Genomic DNA, 17,939 nt, shown 5'->3' with positions numbered 1-17,939 from the left:
TTTCCGGCCTCCTGGACGGGATCGGTCGGCACCGCGCGGCTCGGAGTGAGCGGACTCACTCTGGTGCTCGTCTCGGGTCACGCGCCGCTGCCGCTCCCGGAGGCGAGCATCTGCTCCGCGCGTTCGACGACGTTGACGAGCAGGAACGCACGGGTCAGCGGCCCCACCCCACCGGGATTCGGCGAGACGTGGCCCGCCACCTCCCAGACATCGGGATGCACGTCACCGACCAGACGACCCTCGTCGGTGCGGCTGACACCCACGTCGACCACCGCGGCACCCGGCTTGACCATGTCGGCGGTGATGAGATGCGGCACTCCCGCGGCCGCGATCACGATGTCGGCGCGCTCGATCTCGGAGGCCAGATCGGTGGTGCCGGTGTGGCACAGGGTGACCGTGGCGTTCTCGCTGCGGCGGGTCAGGAGCAGACCGATGGGCCTGCCGATGGTGACCCCGCGACCGACGACGGTCACCCGGGCACCGGCCAGCGGGACGTCGTAGCGACGCAGCAGATGGATGACACCGCGGGGGGTGCAGGGCAGGGTCGACTCCTTGCCCAACACCAGTCGCCCGAGGTTGATCGGGTGGAGGCCGTCGGCATCCTTGAGCGGGTCGATCCGCTCGAGGGCGGCATTCTCGTCGAGCTGCCGCGGCAGCGGCAACTGCACGATGTAGCCGGTGCAGGCGGGATCCGCGTTGAGTTCGTCGATCGCGGAGTTGAGCTGTTCGGTGGTGGCATCGGCCGGGAGATCCTTGCGGATCGAGGCGACACCGATGCGGGCGCAGTCGGCGTGCTTGCCCTTGACGTAGGAGTGCGAGCCCGGATCGTCGCCGACCAGAACGGTCCCCAGACCAGGGGTGACACCCGCCAGCCGGAGCTTCTCCACCCGCTCGGCCAGATCGGCGAAGATCTCGTCGCGCGTGGTCTTCCCATCGAGTCGTATCGCGGTCACGCCCGACATTCTTCCACTCGTCTCCGCGGTTTCCGACATCGGCGGATGGACGCGCCGTTCACCGCCGCCCGCGATCGACGTTTCGCCGCCCTCGGGCGGCCGACCACTAGTGTCGGAGTGGTGACCGTGGTGCCCGTCGACATCGATCTCGCCCGCGCGGCGATCACTCCCCATCTCCGTCGTACGCCGACGCTGCGCACGGTCATCGACACCGTCGACGGCCCGCTCGAGGTGGTCCTCAAACTCGAGTACACCCAGCTCGGCGGGTGCTTCAAACCGCGAGGCAGTCTGTGGGCGACCCTGCACGCGCGCGATCAGGGGGTCCTGACCGACGCCGGTGTCCTCGTCGCCTCCGGCGGCAATGCCGCGATCGGTGCCACGGTCGCGGCGCGGATCGTCGGTGTGCCGGTGACCGTGGTGATCCCCGAGACGGCACCACCGGTCAAGATCGACGCGCTGCGCGCCGCGGGTGCGCGGATCCATCTCATCGGACAGCGCTATCAGGAAGCCGCCGACGCGGCCGAGGAACTCGCGGAGCAGACCGGCGCGCTCGCGCTGCATGCCTACGATCTCCCCGACGTCGTCGCCGGCGCCGGAACGATCGGTCTCGAGATCATCGACGACGTACCCGGACCGCTCACGACGGTCGTCTGTGTCGGCGGCGGCGGACTGCTGGCCGGCCTGACCGCGACGCTGCGCCCGGGCGACCGCCTCGTCGGCGTCGAACCGCTCGGTGCGTCGAGTCTGCATCAGGCACTCGCCGCGGGGACTCCCGTACCCGTCGAACTCGAGGGCGTGGCCGCCGACTCCCTCGGCGCGACCCGGGTCGGGGATCTGTGCTGGAACGCCGTCGCCGGGAACCCGGCCGTCGACAGCGTGCTGGTGACCGACGACCAGATCATCGCGGCACGGCGGATGCTCTGGGACTCCCACCGCATCCTCGTCGAACACGGCACCGCCACCGCGGTCGCCGGGGTGGTCTCGGGACGGATTCGACCGCAACCCGATTCGACGCTGTGCATCGTGCTGTGCGGGGCCAACACCACGGTGGCGGTGTGAGGACACGGTCGGGCGAGATCCGCTCCGCATGGCACCGACTACGCTGGCACCATCATGTTCCGAATCATGTTCTACCAGCCGTGCATCCCGCCGAACACGGGCAATGCGATCCGGCTGGCCGCCAATACCGGGTGCGAACTCCACCTCATCGAACCGCTCGCTTTCTCGATGTCCGACGCGCAGGTCAAACGCGCGGGACTCGACTACCACGAGATGGCCAACGTCACGGTGCATCCCAACCTGGTGACCGCCTGGACGACGCTGAAGCCGGAGCGGGTCTTCGCGTTCACCGCCCACGCCGAACGCTTCCACACCGACGTCGACTATCAGCCCGGCGACGTGTTGCTGTTCGGGCCCGAACCGACCGGACTGCCGGCGGAGGTCCTCGACGAACCCGAGGTGACCGACCGGGTGCGCATCCCCATGCTCGCCGGTCGTCGTTCGCACAACCTCGCCAACGCCGCGAGCATCGTCGTCTACGAGGCGTGGCGGCAGCACGGCTTCGACGGTGCTGTCTGACTTGTCAGCCGACGCGGTAGCGCTTCGTTCGTGCCGTGGCGCCGCCGATGAGCGCGACCTTGCTCTTCGGAACCCCGAGGTGGGCGGCGAGCAGTTCGGAGACGGCCCTGTTCGCCCTGCCTTCCGTGGCGGGCTCACGGACGTAGATGGTGATCGCGCCGTCGGGACCCGTCTCGACCAACGGGCCCTTGCTGCTCTTCGGTTTGACGGTCACCACGACCTGTTGCGGCATCGGTTCTTTCCTTGATTCGTCTCGAACACCCAGGCGCATTCCCCGGTCGGGGATCACTGCCAGTCCCTGGATCTGCTCCCCACCCGAAGATCCATGCGCTGCAGACGATCTGCGACGACGGTCACAGCACCTTCGGCGTTCTGCACCCGTCCGCGGACCAGCAGTGCGGGTGCCGTCTGGGCCAGTACACGGTACCGCGCCCACAAGCCGACCGAACACACCACGTTGACCATCCCGGTCTCGTCCTCGAGGTTGATGAACGTCACCCCGGACGCGGTGGCCGGTCGTTGGCGATGGGTCACCGCCCCGCCGATCAGCACCCGCGAACCGTCGGGCACCGACAGGAGCCGGTCGGCGGCCAGAACGCCCATCGCGTCGAGCCGGGGACGCAGGAACTGTGTCGGATACGACGTGGGCGTGATCCCGGTGGCCCACGCGTCGGTGGCCGCGAGCTCGACGTCGGAGAGCCCCGGGAGCGTGGGCGTCGCCTGCGCCGACTCCAGGGCGAGCTGGTCGTCGCGCACCGTCGCCGCGGCGCCCGCCTCCCACAGGGCCTGACGCCGGCTGAGACCGAACCCGTCGAAGGCGCCGGCGCCGGCGAGTCCCTCGAGTTCCTTGGTCGTCAGCCGGGCGCGGCGGGAGAGATCGGTGATGTCGAGATACGGTCCCTCGGCCCGTCGTTCGACGATGCGCTCCGCCGTCTCCGTTCCGACCCCGCGCACCCCGTCGAGCCCCAGCCGGACGTCGAGCCCCTCGTTCTCCAGGGTGGCGTGCGCGAGCGAAGCGTTGATGTCGGGACGATGGACCGCGACACCGTGCCGCCGGGCATCGGCGACCAAGGTCTGCGGTGAGTAGAACCCCATCGGCTGAGCCCGTAGCAACGCGGCGCAGAATGCCGCGGGATGGTGCAGCTTGAACCACGACGAGTAGAACACCAGTGACGCGAAGCTCTGCGAATGGCTCTCCGGGAAACCGAAATTGGCGAACGCCGCCATCTTCTCGAAGATGCGGTCGGCGGTGTCCCCGGTGATGCCGTGCAGGTTCTCCATGCCTTCGTAGAAGCGCTGCCGCAGGCGTTCCATCTTCTCCGGCGACCGTTTGGAACCCATCGCCCGGCGCAACTGATCGGCCTCGGAGGCGTCGAATCCGGCCACGTCGACGGCCAGCTGCATCAGCTGCTCCTGGAACAGCGGCACACCCAGGGTGCGCTCGAGCGCCTTGCTCATCGACGGGTGCTCGACCGTCACCGCCTCCTCCCCGTTGCGCCGCTTGATGAACGGATGCACCGAGCCGCCCTGGATGGGGCCGGGCCGGATCAGTGCCACCTCGACGACGAGGTCGTAGAAGCAGCGCGGCTTGAGCCGCGGAAGTGTGGCCATCTGCGCGCGTGACTCCACCTGGAACACGCCGACCGAGTCTGCGCGACAGAGCATCTCGTACACGGCCGGTTCGCCGAGGTCCAGGGTGGCGAGGTCGACGTCGATCCCCTTGTGTTCGGCGACCAGGTCGATCGCGTAGTGCAGCGCGGAGAGCATGCCGAGACCCAGCATGTCGAACTTGACCAGGCCGATGGCGGCGCAGTCGTCCTTGTCCCACTGCAGCACGCTGCGGTTCTCCATCCGCGCCCACTCCGTCGGGCAGACATCGGCGATCGGCCGGTCGCAGATCACCATACCGCCGGAGTGGATACCCAGATGCCTTGGCATACCGAGGATCTCACCGGCCAGTTCGGCGACGTCGGACGGTGCCGTGTCGGGCATCTTGGCCCAGGCGTCCTGCTGGCCGGGCGCGTACCCGAGCGCCCGGGCCATGTCCCGGATCGCCGACTTCCCGCGGTAGGTGATGACATTGGCGACCTGCGCGCTGCGGTCCCGGCCGTAGTGGCGGTAGACGTACTGGATGGCCTCCTCGCGACGATCGGATTCGATGTCGACGTCGATGTCGGGCGGACCGTCGCGTTCCGGGGCCAGGAACCGTTCGAAGAGCAGGGTGTTGGCGACCGGGTCGACATTGGTGATGCCGAGGGCGTAGCAGACGGCCGAGTTGGCCGCACTCCCCCGGCCCTGACACAGGATGTCGTTGGCCTTGCAGAAGTCGACGATGTCGGCGACCACGAGGAAGTAGCCGGGAAAGGTGAGCGCCTCGATGATGGCGAGTTCGTGCTCGATCTGCCGGTAGGCCTGGGGATGTTCGGCCGGGGTGCCGTACCGCCGGCGTGCCCGGGTCATGGTGAGTTCGCGCAGCCAGCTCGCCTCGGTGTGACCGTCGGGAACGTCGAACGGCGGCAACTGCGGCGCGATGAGGCCCAGATGGAATGCACAGTCCGCGGCGATGCCCACCGCGTTGTCGATGGCGTCGGGATGCGCGGGCAACAACCGGGCCATCTCGTCGCCGCTGCGCAGGTGCGCTCCGGCAACCCCCGGCATCCACCCGGAGATGGTGTCGATGTCGGTGCGGGCCCGAACGGCGGCCATGGCCATCGCCAGGCGTCGGCGCCGGGGCGCGGCGAAGTGCGCGCCGGTGGTGGCCACGGCCGGCACGCCCGCTCCGGCGGCGAGGCCGGCGAGCACCGCGTTGCGTTCGTCGTCGTCGGCCATGCCCTGCGCGGTCAGCTCGACGACGACGTTGTCGTGGCCGTAGGTCTCGATCAGTTCCCGCAGCGCCTGCTCGGCGGCCGGGACGCCGCCGCGATCGAGGGCGCGACGGAGTGCGCCTTTCCGGCAACCGGTGAGGATGAGCCAGTGTCCGTCGCCGGCACCGGCCAGGGCCTCGCGGTCATAGCGGAGCAATCCCTTCTCCCCGGCGATCATGTGCGCGTCGGCGATGGTCCGGGACAGGCGCCGATAACCCTCCCCGTCTCGGGCGAGAACCAGCAGATGCTCTCCCGGCGGATCGTTCTGACCCGTCCGCGCGACGTCGGGCTCCAGTGACAGCTCGGCACCGAAGACCGTCGGCATCCCGAACTCGCGGGCCGCCTCGGCGAAGCGCACGATGCCGTAGAACCCGTCGTGATCGGTGACGGCCAGGGCGCGGAGCCCGAGTCGTTGCGCCTCCTCGACCAGTTCTTCGGGCATCGACGCACCGTCGAGGAAGCTGTACGAACTGTGCGCGTGGAGTTCGGCATAGGGCACCGCCGAGGAGCCACGGGAGATGTCTTCGGCCTGATAGGCCCCGCGCTTGCGCGACCAGGCCGGGCTGTCGCCGCCGTCGCCGGGGAACGGCGCCCATTCACTGAGGTCGGGGCCGAATTCGGTGCCGGGCCGGTCGGTGCTGCCGGGCGCTCGACCTGCGAGCACCCGCTCCATCTCCGACCACGTCGGTGGTCCTTGATCCCAGCCCACACCCCGAGCTTATCGAACATCCGTTCGATGGGCACCCGCGGCCGGTGGATCGGCCCTCAGCCGGCGGACTTCGGACGCTCGGCGAGCCCGAGACGCAGGTGTTCGCTGTGGTAGACGGCCTCGTCGAGCAGTTGGGCGACATGGCTGTCATAGAGGCTGTAACTGATCGACCGCCCGGAGCGAGTGCCGGTGACCAGCCCGAGGTTGCGCAGCAGCCGGAGCTGATGGGAGACCGCGGACTGCTCCATACCGACGGCGTCGGCGAGGTCGGTGACCGAGCGCGGACCGGACCGCAGCTCGGTGAGGATGAGCAACCGGCTCGGGGTCGCCAGCGCCTGCAGCGTGGTGGCGACATGCACGGCCGATTCCGGATCGAGCCGCGCAGCCGGTCGCATCCCCTCGTCGATGCCGTGTCCCATGCAGCGAGATGCTACCGGTTCACCATCACATGAAAACCTCTTCATATGAACTGTTACTGTCGGGGCTGACGGTCCGCAACACGACGGGAGACATGATGGACACGGCGGAGGCGACCGGCGCGACGGACAGGGCGGCGCGTGACACCGTCCCGAGACCGGGAGGCGAACGCGGGATCACCGCCCCGCGATCGATCTTCCGGACCGGGCTCCGACTACCCGAGGTGCGCTGGGCGGGCATCGCGCTGGCACTGTTCCTCGCCGGATGGCTGCTTCAGCTCTGCGAGGCACCCGAATGGGCCTGGTGGACCGCGTATCTCGCGTGCTACCTGAGCGGCGGATGGGAACCGACCCGGTCCGGCCTGCAGGAACTGCGGCAACGACGACTCGACGTCGATTTGCTCATGATCGTCGCCGCCATCGCCGCCGCGTCGATCGGGCAGGTCTTCGACGGCGCGCTGCTGATCGTGATCTTCGCGACCTCGGGCGCGCTGGAGGTCGTCGTCACCCAGCGCACCGCGGACTCGGTGACCGCCCTCCTCGGCCTGGCCCCCGAACGGGCGACCCGGTACCACGACGACGGTTCGACCGTCGAGGTCGACTGCCGCGATCTCGAAGTGGGACAACGCATCCTCGTCCGCCCCGGCGAGCGGATCGGTGCCGACGGAGTGGTCCTCCGGGGGCGCAGCGAGGTCGACCAGCAGGCCGTGACCGGCGAGTCGATCCCCGTCGTGCGCGACGCGGGTGACGACGTGCTGTCCGGCACCGTCAACGGCACCGGCGCGCTGATCGTCGAAGTCGCCCGCCCGGCGTCGGAGTCGGTGATCGCCCGGATCGCGACACTCGTCGCCGAGGCCTCCGAGACGAAGGCCCCGACCCAGCTCTTCCTCGAGAAGGTCGAGCAGGCGTACTCCGTCACCGTCGTGGTCGCCACGCTTCTGGTACTGGGCGTTCCGATCGTGTTGTTCGACAACACCTTCGACGAGGCGCTGCTTCGAGCCATCGTGTTCATGATCGTGGCCTCACCCTGCGCCGTCGTCCTGTCGACGATGCCGCCGCTGCTGGCGTCGATCGCCAACGCCGGTCGTCACGGCGTGCTGGTCAAGTCCGCCGCGGTGATGGAGTCCGTCGGACGGACCTCTGTCGTCGCCTTCGACAAGACCGGCACCCTGACCGAGGGACGCCCGCAGGTCGTCGACGTGACAGCACTCGACGGACGCGAGCCGTCGGAGGTGCTGGCGCTCGCCGCGGCCGTCGAACACCCCAGCGAACACCCGCTGGGACGCGCGATCGTGGCGGCCGCGATCGACCGTGGGCTGGACATCGAGACGGTCGAGGACTTCCGGGCACTTCCGGGCCGCGGCGTGACCGGCGCCGTGCGCGGTCACCGGATCACCGTCGAGCGCGCCGACGCCGACTCGGCCGGAACCGTGGTGGGCGTGCTCGTCGACGGATCGGAGGTCGGCCGGATCGAACTCGTCGACCGTCTTCGGGACGACGCCGCCGAAGCAGTGCGGCTGATCGGCGACGTGACCTCCGGGCCGGTCCTGCTGCTGACCGGCGACCGTCCGTCCGTCGCGGCGGATGTGGCAGACCGGACCGGTATCGAGGCGGTACACGCCGACCTCCTGCCCGAGGACAAGGTCCGAATAGTCGGCGAGACCGGCGGCCACGTGCTCGTGGTCGGCGACGGCATCAACGACGCCCCGGCCCTCATGGCGGCCGGCACCGGCGTCGCCATGGGTCGTCGGGGCGCGGACCTCGCGGTCCAGACGGCCGACGCGATCATCGTGCGCGACGACCTCACCGCGGTCGCCGCGCTGATCCGGCTGTCCCGGCTCGCCCGCCGCTACGTGATCGCGAACCTCTGCATCGCGGGCACCATGATCGTCACCCTCGTGACCTGGGATCTCGTCGGAACCCTTCCCCTCCCGCTGGCCGTCGCCGGCCACGAGGGTTCCACCGTGCTCGTCGCACTCAACGGCGCGCGCCTGCTCCGGCGGTCGGCGTGGTCGGGTGCACAGTCGACGTGATCGGGCGCACAGTCGACGTGATCGGGCGCACTGTCGACGTGTTTGGACGCACGGTCGACGGGTGCGCGGTCATTGCCTTCGATCCAAGTTAGTGTCACTCTGAGTACCAGACACATCCGCGACCCTGCGGGCGCGGACAGCCGGCGGGTCATCGGCCCGCCCATCTGATGGGATCTCTCACATGACGAGCTACTTCATCACCGGGGGCAGCGGGTTCATCGGGCGACGCGTTCTCGAACGCCTCCTGACCGTCTCTCCCGATGCCACGGTCCACGCGCTGGTACGCGAGTCGTCGCTGGCGGCCTTCGTCGCCATGCTCGACGACATGGACGCCGTCGACCGGGTGACCCCCGTGGTCGGAGACCTGACCGCGCCGGGACTCGGCATCGCACCGGACGCCGTTCCCGCGATCGACCATGTCATCCACCTCGCCGCCATCTACGACATGGCCGCCGACGCGGAGTCACAGCGCGCCGCCAATGTCGTCGGGACCTCGCGCGCCGCCGACTTCGCGATCGCGCACGACGCGCTGTTCCACCACGTCTCGTCGATCGCGGTGGCCGGCGACCACCGCGGTCGCTTCACCGAGATGGACTTCGAAGTCGGACAAGGGTTCCCGACCCCCTACCACCGCACCAAGTTCGAGGCCGAGCGCGTCGTCCGCGAACGCGAGGGACTCCGCTGGCGCGTCTACCGGCCGTCGGTCGTGGTCGGCGACTCCAGAACCGGGGAGATGGACAAGATCGACGGCCCGTACTACTTCTTCGGTCATCTCGGGATGCTCGGCCGGTTGCCCTCGATGCTGAGGCTGCCGATGCCCGACCTGGGCACGCTCAACATCGTGCCCGTCGACTACGTCGCCACCGCGATGGTCGCCCTCATCGGCGTCAATCCCACACGCAGCGGGCTGGTGTTCCATCTCAGCGACCCGAAGTCGCTCACCACCACCGAGATGTACAACGCCCTCGCACCGGCCTTCGACGCCCCCAAAGGCTTCGATGCCATCCCGCGCTCCGCGGTCGGACCCGTGATGGCGTTGTCCGGCATGGGGATCGCGCGTGTCGGACGCAACCTCGTCGCCGCTCAGCAGGGCATTCCCGGGGCACTGCTCGACGCGGTGACGCTGCCGGTCGACTTCCGCGCCGACCCCACCGTCGCGGTCCTGCACGACCTCGGCATCACGATCCCCGACTTCACCGAATACGCCCCGCGGCTGTGGACCTACTGGTCACGGCATCTCGACCGGGCGCGCAACCGTCGCACCGATCCGCGCGGCCCCCTGGTCGGCAAGAACATCCTCATCACCGGCGGGTCGAGCGGCATCGGCAAGGCCACCGCCCGGATGTGTGTCGCCCGCGGGGCCAACGTCATCATCGTCGCCCGCAATGCCGCGGAACTCGATTCGGCGACAGAGGAATTGAACTCGACGACGAGCAAGAAAGGAATTCCGCCCGGCCAGGTGACCTCGTACCAGTGCGACATCACCGACGAGGAATCGGTCCACGCGCTCGTCAAGACCGTCCTGGCCGCACACGGCCATGTGGACGTGCTGGTCAACAACGCCGGTCGGTCGATCCGCCGCGCCACGCTCAATTCCGTGGACCGGTCACATGACTACCACCGGGTGATGGCGGTCAACTACTTCGGCGCGGTCAACCTCGTCCTCGGACTGTTGCCGCACATGGTCGCCAGGCAGGCGGGCCATGTGGTGAACGTGACCTCGGTCGCGGTGCAGTCACGGGGGCCGCGATTCGGGGCGTACGCGGCGTCGAAGGCCGCCCTCGAGGCCTTCAGCGACGTGACCGGCACCGAGACGGTCTCCGACCACGTCACTTTCTCCAATGTTCGTCTGCCCCTGGTGAAGACGCGGATGATCGCACCCACCGAGGCCTACGACAACCAGCCCGGCGCCTGGAACGTCGACCGCGCCGCGGCGCGCGTCCTGCACGCCATCGTCGACCGGCCCAAACGGGTCGACTCGCTCGTCGGGCTGGTCGCCGAGATCGGGCATCGGATCACGCCCGGACTGACCACCCGCATCCTGCACCAGGAGTATCTCGTGTTCGGCGAATCGGCGGCAGCCCTTGGTCGTTCGGACCACGGCGCCGACAGGCGCGACACGTGATCGACACCCCTTATCTCGAGGTCGACGTCGATCGCATGACGCGTAACCTCGCGTCGCTCGCCGATCGTGCGCGATCGACCGGCGTCGAGGTGCGCCCGCACGCCAAGACCCACAAGAGCGCCGAGATCGCCCGCATGCAGATCGATGTCGGCGCCGTGGGCCTGGCGGTGGCGACCATCGGCGAGGCCGAGGCCTTCGCCGACGCCGCCGACATCACCTCGTGCACCGACATCTTCATCGCCTACCCCGTCTGGCCGACCCCGGCGAAGGCCGCCCGGTTGCGTGCTCTGGCGGCCCGGGTGTCGCTGCGGGTGGGTGTCGAGTCGGTCGAGGGCGCCCGGCATCTCGGGGCTCTGCTCGATGGGCAGCGGATCGAGGCTCTCGTCGAGGTCGACTCCGGGCAGCACCGCACCGGGGTGACGCCCGGGGGTGCCGGCGAGGTCGCGGCCGCAGGAACGGCAGCCGGACTCGACGTCGTCGGCGTGTTCACCTTCCCCGGCCACGGCTACGGCCTCGGCGACACCCGACGGCGTGCCGCGGAGCAGGAGGTGGCGGCGCTTCGCGCGGCCGCGGAGAGTCTCCAGGAGCACGGGATCGATCCGCGCGTACGCAGCGGCGGGTCCACGCCCACCATCGAATTCGTCGGCGACCCGGCTCACGCGGGCGTGCTCACCGAGGTCCGTCCGGGCGTGTACCCCCTCAACGACGCCCAGCAGGTCGAGATCGGCGCCTGCGGATTCGACGACGTCGCGCTGACCGCGGTCGCGACCGTGGTACGCAGCGAGCCCGGACGAATCGTCGTCGATGCCGGCAGCAAGATCCTCGGCGCCGACCGAGCTGCCTGGGCCACCGGGCACGGACGGCTCCTCGACCACCCCGACGCCCGTGTCGTGCAGTTGTCCGAACACCATGCCGTCGTCGACTTCCCGGCGGACTCAACACCGGTCCCGCGGTTGGGTGACGTGGTCCGGGTGGTACCGAACCATGTCTGCACCGCGGTCAACCTCGTCGACGAACTGGTGGCGATCGACGGATCGGACAGCCGGTGGCCGGTCATCGCGCGGGGACGCAACAGCTGAGTCAGACGGGTCGGATTCCGTGCCGGACCAGGAATTTGCGTGCCCGTCCGAACTTGCGGTCGGTGGAGAACGCGTACCAGCGCTGACTCACACCCGCTTCGTGGACGACATCCCGGAACCTGCGGAACGCACCTCGTCCCTCGATCGCGCGCTCCAGACGGTTTCGCAGGTCGGGATCGGTGGTTCGCGTGGCGAAGTCAGCCATGTCCCGCCAGCTGTCACGCGAACCGATGCAGTCGAAGCGCAGCCAGCGGTCCGGGTCCTCCTCGACGTCGATCTCGTCGTCGAGCACGCCCGGGTCGAGCATCTCGTCGTTGTACACGAAGCCGGTGCTCAGGTCGATGAGTCCGCCGGTTGACCGGTTCGGATCACCCTCCATCTCGTCGCTGAGCATCTCGAGATCCACCGCGATCGGCCGTCCCGGCGCGGGTTCTCCGCGCAGGATCGCGAGTAGTTCCTCGGCGAGTTCGGCGTCGCCGGCCTCTCCCCGTCGGTTGAGTTGTTCGACGATCGACACGGCCACCGGTTCGGCTCGCTCGCGGCGCTTCTGCAGTGCCATCGACACCCCGGCGCCGACCTGCTGGAGTGCGTCGCTTGGGCGAGGTACACGGGTCGATCGCGTCCACGGACCCGGATCGATTTCTCGACGCGGTTACCGGGTGCGATGTGCCTGGCGATGTCCACGGGCTCGGAGATCGGGCCGCCGATACCACCGGCCATGTCGGCACCGAGCGCAGCGTCGGCGACCACCCTGCCGTCGTCCAGGGTGAAAGTGACAGATGGGAACGATCCCATCGGGCGAACGCGTCGTCGACGGCGGTCGCCAGATCCTTGAAGGTGTGCGCCGGTCCGACCTCGAAAACCCTTCCAGGGCAAGGCCATAGCTCAATACCACGACCGCCGAGCAGTTCCACGGTCACCGACAACCACGTGCGCGCCATGCGGCGTTTCTTCCCGAAGGCCACTCCGCGAGACGCAGTCACTCGTAGACCCCTTCGACGATCCACTCCCCGGCGCGATAGCACAGCAACAGGGCTCGTGAATCGTCGAGCAGCACCTGCGCCCGGGCGATCAGTCCCGTCTCGCCGGCTCCGGCCGACACCGGCGCGCCGGCGGGGCGGTCGGCACTCCCGACCGGCCACGGCCCGGCCCACCAGTACAGACCCCAGCTCGATCGGCGGCCCCGGGACGATGCCAGCGCCACGGTCACCGGCTCGGCGGTGAACGCCCCGCGTTCGGTCACCTTCACCGGTTGTCCTGTGGCGTCGAGCACGTGGATCGCGGTTTCCACCAGCACCGTCGGGCTGGGTTGCGGCAGACGCCCGGGCCACGGCGCCAGTGGATCCCGGCGAGGAGCCGGCTCGTCGCCCAGGGAGACCATCGTGATCCGTTCGGCGGGACCGCGGCCACCGCTCAGCACGGGAATGCGGACCGCGTCCCCGCCCAGCAACCCCTGTATCCGCACCAGTGAACGCCGGGCGCGCTCCTCCACGTCGGGCTCACCGGCCGACCCGCCACGGGCGAGATCGTCGGTGAGCTGGTAGTGCAGGGCACCGGCCTCGACGACCTCGACCGGCTCGAGGCGCAACCGGACGATCGGCGAGTCGGGCCGGGTGTCCCGGGCCCTTCTCCCCTGCGCTTTGCCTCCGTAGGGGGCTTCGACTCGGCTCCTCGCTGCGCTCGGTGCCGGCTCAACCCGCGGGGTAGGCCGCGCCGCGCCGGTCAGCCACCCCTCCAGTTGCCATCGGATGCGGTCCGCGGTCGTCTCCGGCGTCAGCGGCTGGGCACAGCGCCAGGTTCGTGAATGCTGTTGTCCGCGTTCGGTGGTCGCGATGATGGTGAGTCGCGTACAGGCCACCGCGGCATCACGCAGGCGTCGGTGCAGCGCGTCGGCGAGGGTACGGCCGATGAACGCCGCGACGTCGATGCGGTCGACCGGGGGGTCGCAGGTGTGGTCGACGTCGAGTTCGGCAGGCACACCGCGGGACGACGGGACGCGCCCCGGCAACGCGTTGGCGAGCCGATGCGCGACGACCGCATCCCTGGCGAACCGAGTGGCGACATCGGTGACGGACATGTCGGCGAAGGCCCCGATCGTGCCGATCCCCAGTCGGCGCAGCAACTCGACGAGATCGGCACGGGACGGATCGCTCATGCTGGGTTCGACGGCGAGATCGGCGACGGGCCGGCCGGCGAGGTACTCCCGGTCGCCGCCGGGCTCCACCTGATGTCCGTGCCGGGCGGCGAGGACGGCGGTGAAGATCTCGTCGGCGATGCCGACCTGCGACTCGATGCCACATGCCGACACCACGTCGACGAGTTCCTCCGCGAGGGACTCCATCCCCCCGAAATAGCGGGCCGCACGGTCGCCGGCGATCACCAGGAGACCTGGCCGGAGCACTTCGAGAGCGGGTATCACCTCGGCGACCGCGGCGACCACCGGTTCGAACAATCGTCCGTCCCGGTTCTCATCGGCGGTGACCACGGTCATCTCCGTACACGCCGCCTGCGCCTGACGCTTGCGCATCCCGCGACGGACACCGGCCGCCCGGGCCGACGCCGAACAGGCCACCACCCGATTCGCCGACAGCACCGCCACCGGATGCAGTGGGGGTAGATCCGCCTCGGCCGATGCCGCCATCGCCGGCCAGTCCGGGCACCAGAGCGCGAGGATACGCCGGGACCCCGGCTCCCCGGGGGGCATCAGTTCGCCACCGCGAGCACCGGTGAGGCACTCGCCGCCGCGACCATCTCGACCGTGCGATCGGGGCCGTGCCCCACCGCCCGGAGCTCGACCTCGGTGCTCTCGGATCGCCGGCCGCGGCCGGACACCGTGACCTGCAACCGCATCCCGCCGATGCGGCCGTAGCCACTGCGTGCGGAATCGAGACCGGCTGCGCGGGAAGCGGACCGGCCGGGTAGGTGTGGACTGTGCCGGTAGGTGAGGACACGGGCTTCGACGGCCAGCTGCGCACCCGGCCAGGTGCCACCGGTCACCAGCAGCACCGACGACTGCTTGCGCACGCGGCCCATGACCACCCGGGCACGCGACGGGGCCACCGTCTCGCCCCGCGGGCGTGTCCCCTCCCCGTCGCTTGCAAGGTCCAAGATCACCAGGTCCATACCGTCGAGCAGAACCGCCGCCACCTCGACCGGATCGGGACCGGGCTCGGGGATGGTGGCGATACGGGACAGGTCGGCACCCATCTCCGCCGCCGACAACAGACTCAACCGTGGCAACCCGACGATCCCCACCTGCCCACCCGCACGGGTCACCGCTGCGATCATCGCGACCAGCACCGAGCGGGCACCATCGAGCCGGACGACCGTACCGCGAGGAATCCCGTTGTGCGGCAGCACCTCCGACAGCGATTCCGGCATGGGGAGTACGCCCACCGCCTGATCGCGGACCTCGACCACCCGCTGGTCGGGCCGGCCGGACATGGCCGCCATCCGCCGGCGCAACCCCGCCAGCTCGTCCGCCCTGCCACGGGCCGCGACATCGGTCACGGCAACACCAGCTGACACATCCATTTCCGGACACCCTCCAGTCGACATGAGGTACTCGAGCGAGCCGGGAAGGTGCGCGCATCAGGGTTCTCGAACTGCCCTCCGAAGTGATCCCGAGGGGCACCCTCGGCCGCAGATCGTTCGAACACAGTTTCGATGATTCGAGAGTAGAACCAACCACCGACAAGCGTCAAACGAAGACGAGATCCGTTGTACGACAAAGCATGTGCGTTCCCACGCCGAATCGACGCAGCTCAGCGCGGTGCCGGTCAGAACGGCAGTGATCAGAACAGGGTGAGTGCGTGCTGCAGCTCGGGCTCGGCGACCGTCGCCGGCGCGTCCCGGCCCGACTGCCGGAGACCACCGGACCCCGCCAGGCCGTGCCGGTGCACGAGAGGTTTCATCCGGTCACGCAGCCACGACGAATACTCCGGGGTGACATAGGCGCCACGTCCGTACAAACCCCGGTAGCGGCGGATGAGCGCCGGATGTTCCTCGGCCAGCCATTCGAGGAACCAGGGCTTGGTCGAGGATCGCAGGTGCATCGGGAACGCGGTCACACCCGAGGCGCCCGCCTCGGCGAGGGCCTCGAGCAACGAATCGAGATGCGAGGTGGAGTCGGTGAGGTAGGGGATGACGGGGGCCACCATCACATGCGGCGCGATGCCGGCATCGGCCAGATCCCGGATCAGCGCGAGCCGCGCCTGCGGCGAGGGTGTCCCCGGCTCGATCTTCTTCTGCAGATCCGGATCGAGGATCGCCAGTGAGATCCCGACGCTGACCGACACCTCGCCCGCGGCCTGACGCAACAGCGGCAGGTCACGACGGATCAACGTGCCCTTGGTGAGGATCGAGAACGGCGTCCGGGACTCGGTGAGCGCGGAGATCACCCCCGGCATGAGCCGATAACGCCCCTCGGCGCGCTGGTAGGGATCGGTGTTGGTCCCCAGTGCCACCGTCTCCCGGGTCCACGACCGGCGTTTGAGCTCCTTGCGCAACACCGCCGCGACATTGAGCTTCACCACTACCTCGGTGTCGAAGTCGTTGCCCGCGTCGAGGTCCAGGTACTCGTGCGTCGGCCGGGCGAAACAGTAGCGGCAGGCATGCGTACACCCGCGAAAGGTGTTGACCGTGAACTGGAACGGGAGCTGCGAGGCATCCGGGATGCGATTGAGCGCACTCTTGGCCAGCACCTCGTGGAAGGTGATGCCCTCGAAGTCGGGCGTACGCACCGACCGCACCAGGCCCGAGCGGCTCAACCCGGGAAGCGACCCGTCGTCGACCCCCACCGCCTGATCGGACCATCGCATGGAGCGAGTCGCACATACGTACGAGACGGCTGTCAAGTGCGGCGCCCGCCCCGATGGCCTCGCCGCTATCATCGCCCTATGTCGACCACCGCCGGACACCGTCATGCACCAGGTCCCCAATACCTGGTGGCCGGCCGATACCGCCTGAAGTCGCGGATCGGCGGGGGCGGCATGGGAACCGTGTGGCTCGCCCGCGACCAGCTCCTCGACCGCGACGTCGCCGTCAAGCAGGTCGTCTCCACCGAGGGTCTCACCGAGGAATCCGCGGACAACGTGCGTCAGCGGGCGATGCGAGAGGGACGCATCGCCGCGAAGCTCTCCCATCGCAATGCGATCGCCATGCACGATGTCGCCCTCGACCGGGGTGAGCCCTGGCTGGTCATGGAATACCTACCCTCGCGCAGCGTCGCCCAGATCCTCCATGCCACACAGACTCTCACACCTGCCGAAGCCGCCCAGATCGGTGCTCAGGTGGCCGATGCGATGGTCGAGGCCCACGCCGCGGGGATCGTGCACCGCGACATCAAGCCGGGCAACATCCTGATCGCCGAGGGCGGCCGCCACACGGGACTGGTCAAGATCACCGACTTCGGGATCTCGCGGGCGAAGGACGATGTCACGCTCACCCAGACCGGCGTGATCACCGGGACACCGGCATATTTCGCCCCCGAGGTCGCGCGCGGAGCCGATCCGCAAGAGGCGTCGGACGTGTACTCGCTGGGTGCGACCATCTACACGATGGTCGAGGGTCAGCCGCCGTTCGGTGTCGACGACAATTCGATCGCCCTGCTGCACAAGGTCGCGCGTGCCCGCATCACTCCCATGAAGAACGCCGCCGAACTCGAGCCGGTCCTGCTGCGACTTCTCGAACCCAGTCCCACCAAACGCCCCACGATGAGTCAGGCACGAGACCTGCTCACCTCGTTCGCGGCCGGCTCACGCGGCACCCGCGACCAGGTCCTGACCGGCCTCATCACCCGACCGGGGACGGGTACGCCGGTGTGGTCGCAGCGGACCAACCGGTCCTCGACGACCGGTACACACCGCCCCGCCGCAGCCACCCTGCCGCCGTACGCCCCGACGATGTCCGCCGATCGCGGCTCCCGCGACCTCCCGCGCACTCGTCAGGGCATGTCCCCGACTCTCATGTCGACGCCGCAACCGCACTCGTCCACATCGAGACCACCTGTCGGACAGTCACAACCGTTTGATCGGCGACAGCCGTCGTACAATCCGCCCCCGCAGCCGCCGGGCACGTCGAGCACCGCACTCGCGGTATCGATCTTCGTCTTCTTCGCGGTACTCGCGGTAGTCGTCGTCCTCGCCATCGCGCTGTTGCGCTGAGGTGCCAGAGCGGTGGCC

14 protein-coding genes are annotated in these 17,939 nt (G+C 69.2%); 6 read left to right on the top strand and 8 right to left on the bottom strand.

Annotated features, from left to right (window positions below; genetic code table 11):
• Positions 1 to 77 precede the first annotated feature (77 nt).
• Positions 78 to 953, bottom strand: coding sequence for a bifunctional methylenetetrahydrofolate dehydrogenase/methenyltetrahydrofolate cyclohydrolase (locus AC3B5T_RS15245; RefSeq protein ID WP_010841894.1), 876 nt, complete (start codon positions 951 to 953; stop codon positions 78 to 80).
• Positions 954 to 1,079: 126 nt separating this feature from the next.
• Between AC3B5T_RS15245 and AC3B5T_RS15240 the strand changes: the two genes are divergently transcribed.
• Positions 1,080 to 2,012 carry a serine/threonine dehydratase gene (locus AC3B5T_RS15240; RefSeq protein ID WP_488358777.1) on the top strand — a complete coding sequence of 311 codons (933 nt, stop codon included), beginning with the start codon at positions 1,080 to 1,082 and terminating at the stop codon, positions 2,010 to 2,012.
• A gap of 54 nt (positions 2,013 to 2,066) precedes the next feature.
• Positions 2,067 to 2,531 (top strand): tRNA (cytidine(34)-2'-O)-methyltransferase, encoded by a 465-nt coding sequence (locus AC3B5T_RS15235; RefSeq protein ID WP_488357680.1) that lies wholly within the window; start codon positions 2,067 to 2,069, stop codon positions 2,529 to 2,531.
• Between the two features lie 4 nt (positions 2,532 to 2,535).
• Here the strand turns inward: AC3B5T_RS15235 and AC3B5T_RS15230 are convergent, their stop codons facing one another.
• Genes AC3B5T_RS15230 through AC3B5T_RS15220 form a run of 3 tightly spaced genes read right to left on the bottom strand, consistent with a single transcriptional unit; the run spans position 2,536 to position 6,523 of the window.
• On the bottom strand, positions 2,536 to 2,763 hold the full coding sequence (locus AC3B5T_RS15230; protein WP_010841891.1) for a DUF167 domain-containing protein: 228 nt from the start codon (positions 2,761 to 2,763) through the stop codon (positions 2,536 to 2,538).
• Between the two features lie 53 nt (positions 2,764 to 2,816).
• The gene (locus AC3B5T_RS15225; RefSeq protein ID WP_010841890.1) at positions 2,817 to 6,104 is read right to left on the bottom strand and encodes an error-prone DNA polymerase; all 3,288 of its coding nucleotides are present in this window, start codon (positions 6,102 to 6,104) and stop codon (positions 2,817 to 2,819) included.
• Positions 6,105 to 6,160: 56 nt separating this feature from the next.
• Positions 6,161 to 6,523, bottom strand: a complete 363-nt coding sequence (locus AC3B5T_RS15220) for an ArsR/SmtB family transcription factor (RefSeq protein ID WP_010841889.1) — start codon at positions 6,521 to 6,523, stop codon at positions 6,161 to 6,163.
• Between the two features lie 92 nt (positions 6,524 to 6,615).
• Between AC3B5T_RS15220 and AC3B5T_RS15215 the strand changes: the two genes are divergently transcribed.
• From AC3B5T_RS15215 to AC3B5T_RS15205, 3 genes are all read left to right on the top strand, one after another.
• The gene (locus AC3B5T_RS15215) at positions 6,616 to 8,553 is read left to right on the top strand and encodes a heavy metal translocating P-type ATPase (protein WP_488358776.1); all 1,938 of its coding nucleotides are present in this window, start codon (positions 6,616 to 6,618) and stop codon (positions 8,551 to 8,553) included.
• A 181-nt stretch (positions 8,554 to 8,734) separates the two neighbouring features.
• Positions 8,735 to 10,678, top strand: coding sequence for an SDR family oxidoreductase (locus AC3B5T_RS15210; protein WP_488357679.1), 1,944 nt, complete (start codon positions 8,735 to 8,737; stop codon positions 10,676 to 10,678).
• Positions 10,675 to 11,757, top strand: coding sequence for an alanine racemase (locus tag AC3B5T_RS15205; protein ID WP_488357678.1), 1,083 nt, complete (start codon positions 10,675 to 10,677; stop codon positions 11,755 to 11,757). The genes AC3B5T_RS15210 and AC3B5T_RS15205 overlap by 4 nt, the downstream gene beginning before the upstream one ends.
• A gap of 1 nt (position 11,758) precedes the next feature.
• Here the strand turns inward: AC3B5T_RS15205 and AC3B5T_RS15200 are convergent, their stop codons facing one another.
• The 4 genes from AC3B5T_RS15200 to AC3B5T_RS15185 form a co-directional block, all read right to left on the bottom strand.
• A complete protein-coding gene (locus AC3B5T_RS15200) occupies positions 11,759 to 12,316 on the bottom strand; it encodes a UPF0158 family protein (protein WP_488357677.1) in 558 nt (185 codons plus the stop codon).
• Between the two features lie 420 nt (positions 12,317 to 12,736).
• Positions 12,737 to 14,461 (bottom strand): DNA polymerase Y family protein, encoded by a 1,725-nt coding sequence (locus AC3B5T_RS15195; protein WP_014926204.1) that lies wholly within the window; start codon positions 14,459 to 14,461, stop codon positions 12,737 to 12,739.
• Entirely contained in the window at positions 14,461 to 15,291 is an 831-nt protein-coding gene (locus AC3B5T_RS15190) for a hypothetical protein (protein WP_488357676.1), read from the bottom strand. Before AC3B5T_RS15190 ends, AC3B5T_RS15195 begins: the two co-directional genes overlap by 1 nt.
• 260 nt (positions 15,292 to 15,551) lie before the next feature.
• The gene (locus AC3B5T_RS15185) at positions 15,552 to 16,577 is read right to left on the bottom strand and encodes an Rv2578c family radical SAM protein (RefSeq protein ID WP_488357675.1); all 1,026 of its coding nucleotides are present in this window, start codon (positions 16,575 to 16,577) and stop codon (positions 15,552 to 15,554) included.
• A 78-nt stretch (positions 16,578 to 16,655) separates the two neighbouring features.
• Between AC3B5T_RS15185 and AC3B5T_RS15180 the strand changes: the two genes are divergently transcribed.
• The gene (locus AC3B5T_RS15180) at positions 16,656 to 17,921 is read left to right on the top strand and encodes a serine/threonine-protein kinase (protein ID WP_044506368.1); all 1,266 of its coding nucleotides are present in this window, start codon (positions 16,656 to 16,658) and stop codon (positions 17,919 to 17,921) included.
• Positions 17,922 to 17,939 lie beyond the last annotated feature (18 nt).

The organism is Gordonia sp. G4, from assembly GCF_057770005.1.
Note: the sequence above shows the minus strand (reverse complement) of the source record. Positions and strands in the feature narration are given on the sequence as shown.

Excerpts from the sequence above, each read along its gene's own strand:
- AC3B5T_RS15235 (WP_488357680.1), top strand. The coding sequence starts at position 2,067 with ATGTTCCGAATCATGTTCTACCAGCCGTGCATCCCGCCGAACACGGGC.
- AC3B5T_RS15230 (WP_010841891.1), bottom strand. The coding sequence starts at position 2,763 with ATGCCGCAACAGGTCGTGGTGACCGTCAAACCGAAGAGCAGCAAGGGC.
- AC3B5T_RS15220 (WP_010841889.1), bottom strand. The coding sequence starts at position 6,523 with ATGGGACACGGCATCGACGAGGGGATGCGACCGGCTGCGCGGCTCGAT.
- AC3B5T_RS15215 (WP_488358776.1), top strand. The coding sequence starts at position 6,616 with ATGATGGACACGGCGGAGGCGACCGGCGCGACGGACAGGGCGGCGCGT.
- AC3B5T_RS15210 (WP_488357679.1), top strand. The coding sequence starts at position 8,735 with ATGACGAGCTACTTCATCACCGGGGGCAGCGGGTTCATCGGGCGACGC.
- AC3B5T_RS15200 (WP_488357677.1), bottom strand. The coding sequence starts at position 12,316 with ATGGCACTGCAGAAGCGCCGCGAGCGAGCCGAACCGGTGGCCGTGTCG.
- AC3B5T_RS15195 (WP_014926204.1), bottom strand. The coding sequence starts at position 14,461 with ATGCCCCCCGGGGAGCCGGGGTCCCGGCGTATCCTCGCGCTCTGGTGC.
- AC3B5T_RS15190 (WP_488357676.1), bottom strand. The coding sequence starts at position 15,291 with ATGGATGTGTCAGCTGGTGTTGCCGTGACCGATGTCGCGGCCCGTGGC.
- AC3B5T_RS15185 (WP_488357675.1), bottom strand. The coding sequence starts at position 16,577 with ATGCGATGGTCCGATCAGGCGGTGGGGGTCGACGACGGGTCGCTTCCC.
- AC3B5T_RS15180 (WP_044506368.1), top strand. The coding sequence starts at position 16,656 with ATGTCGACCACCGCCGGACACCGTCATGCACCAGGTCCCCAATACCTG.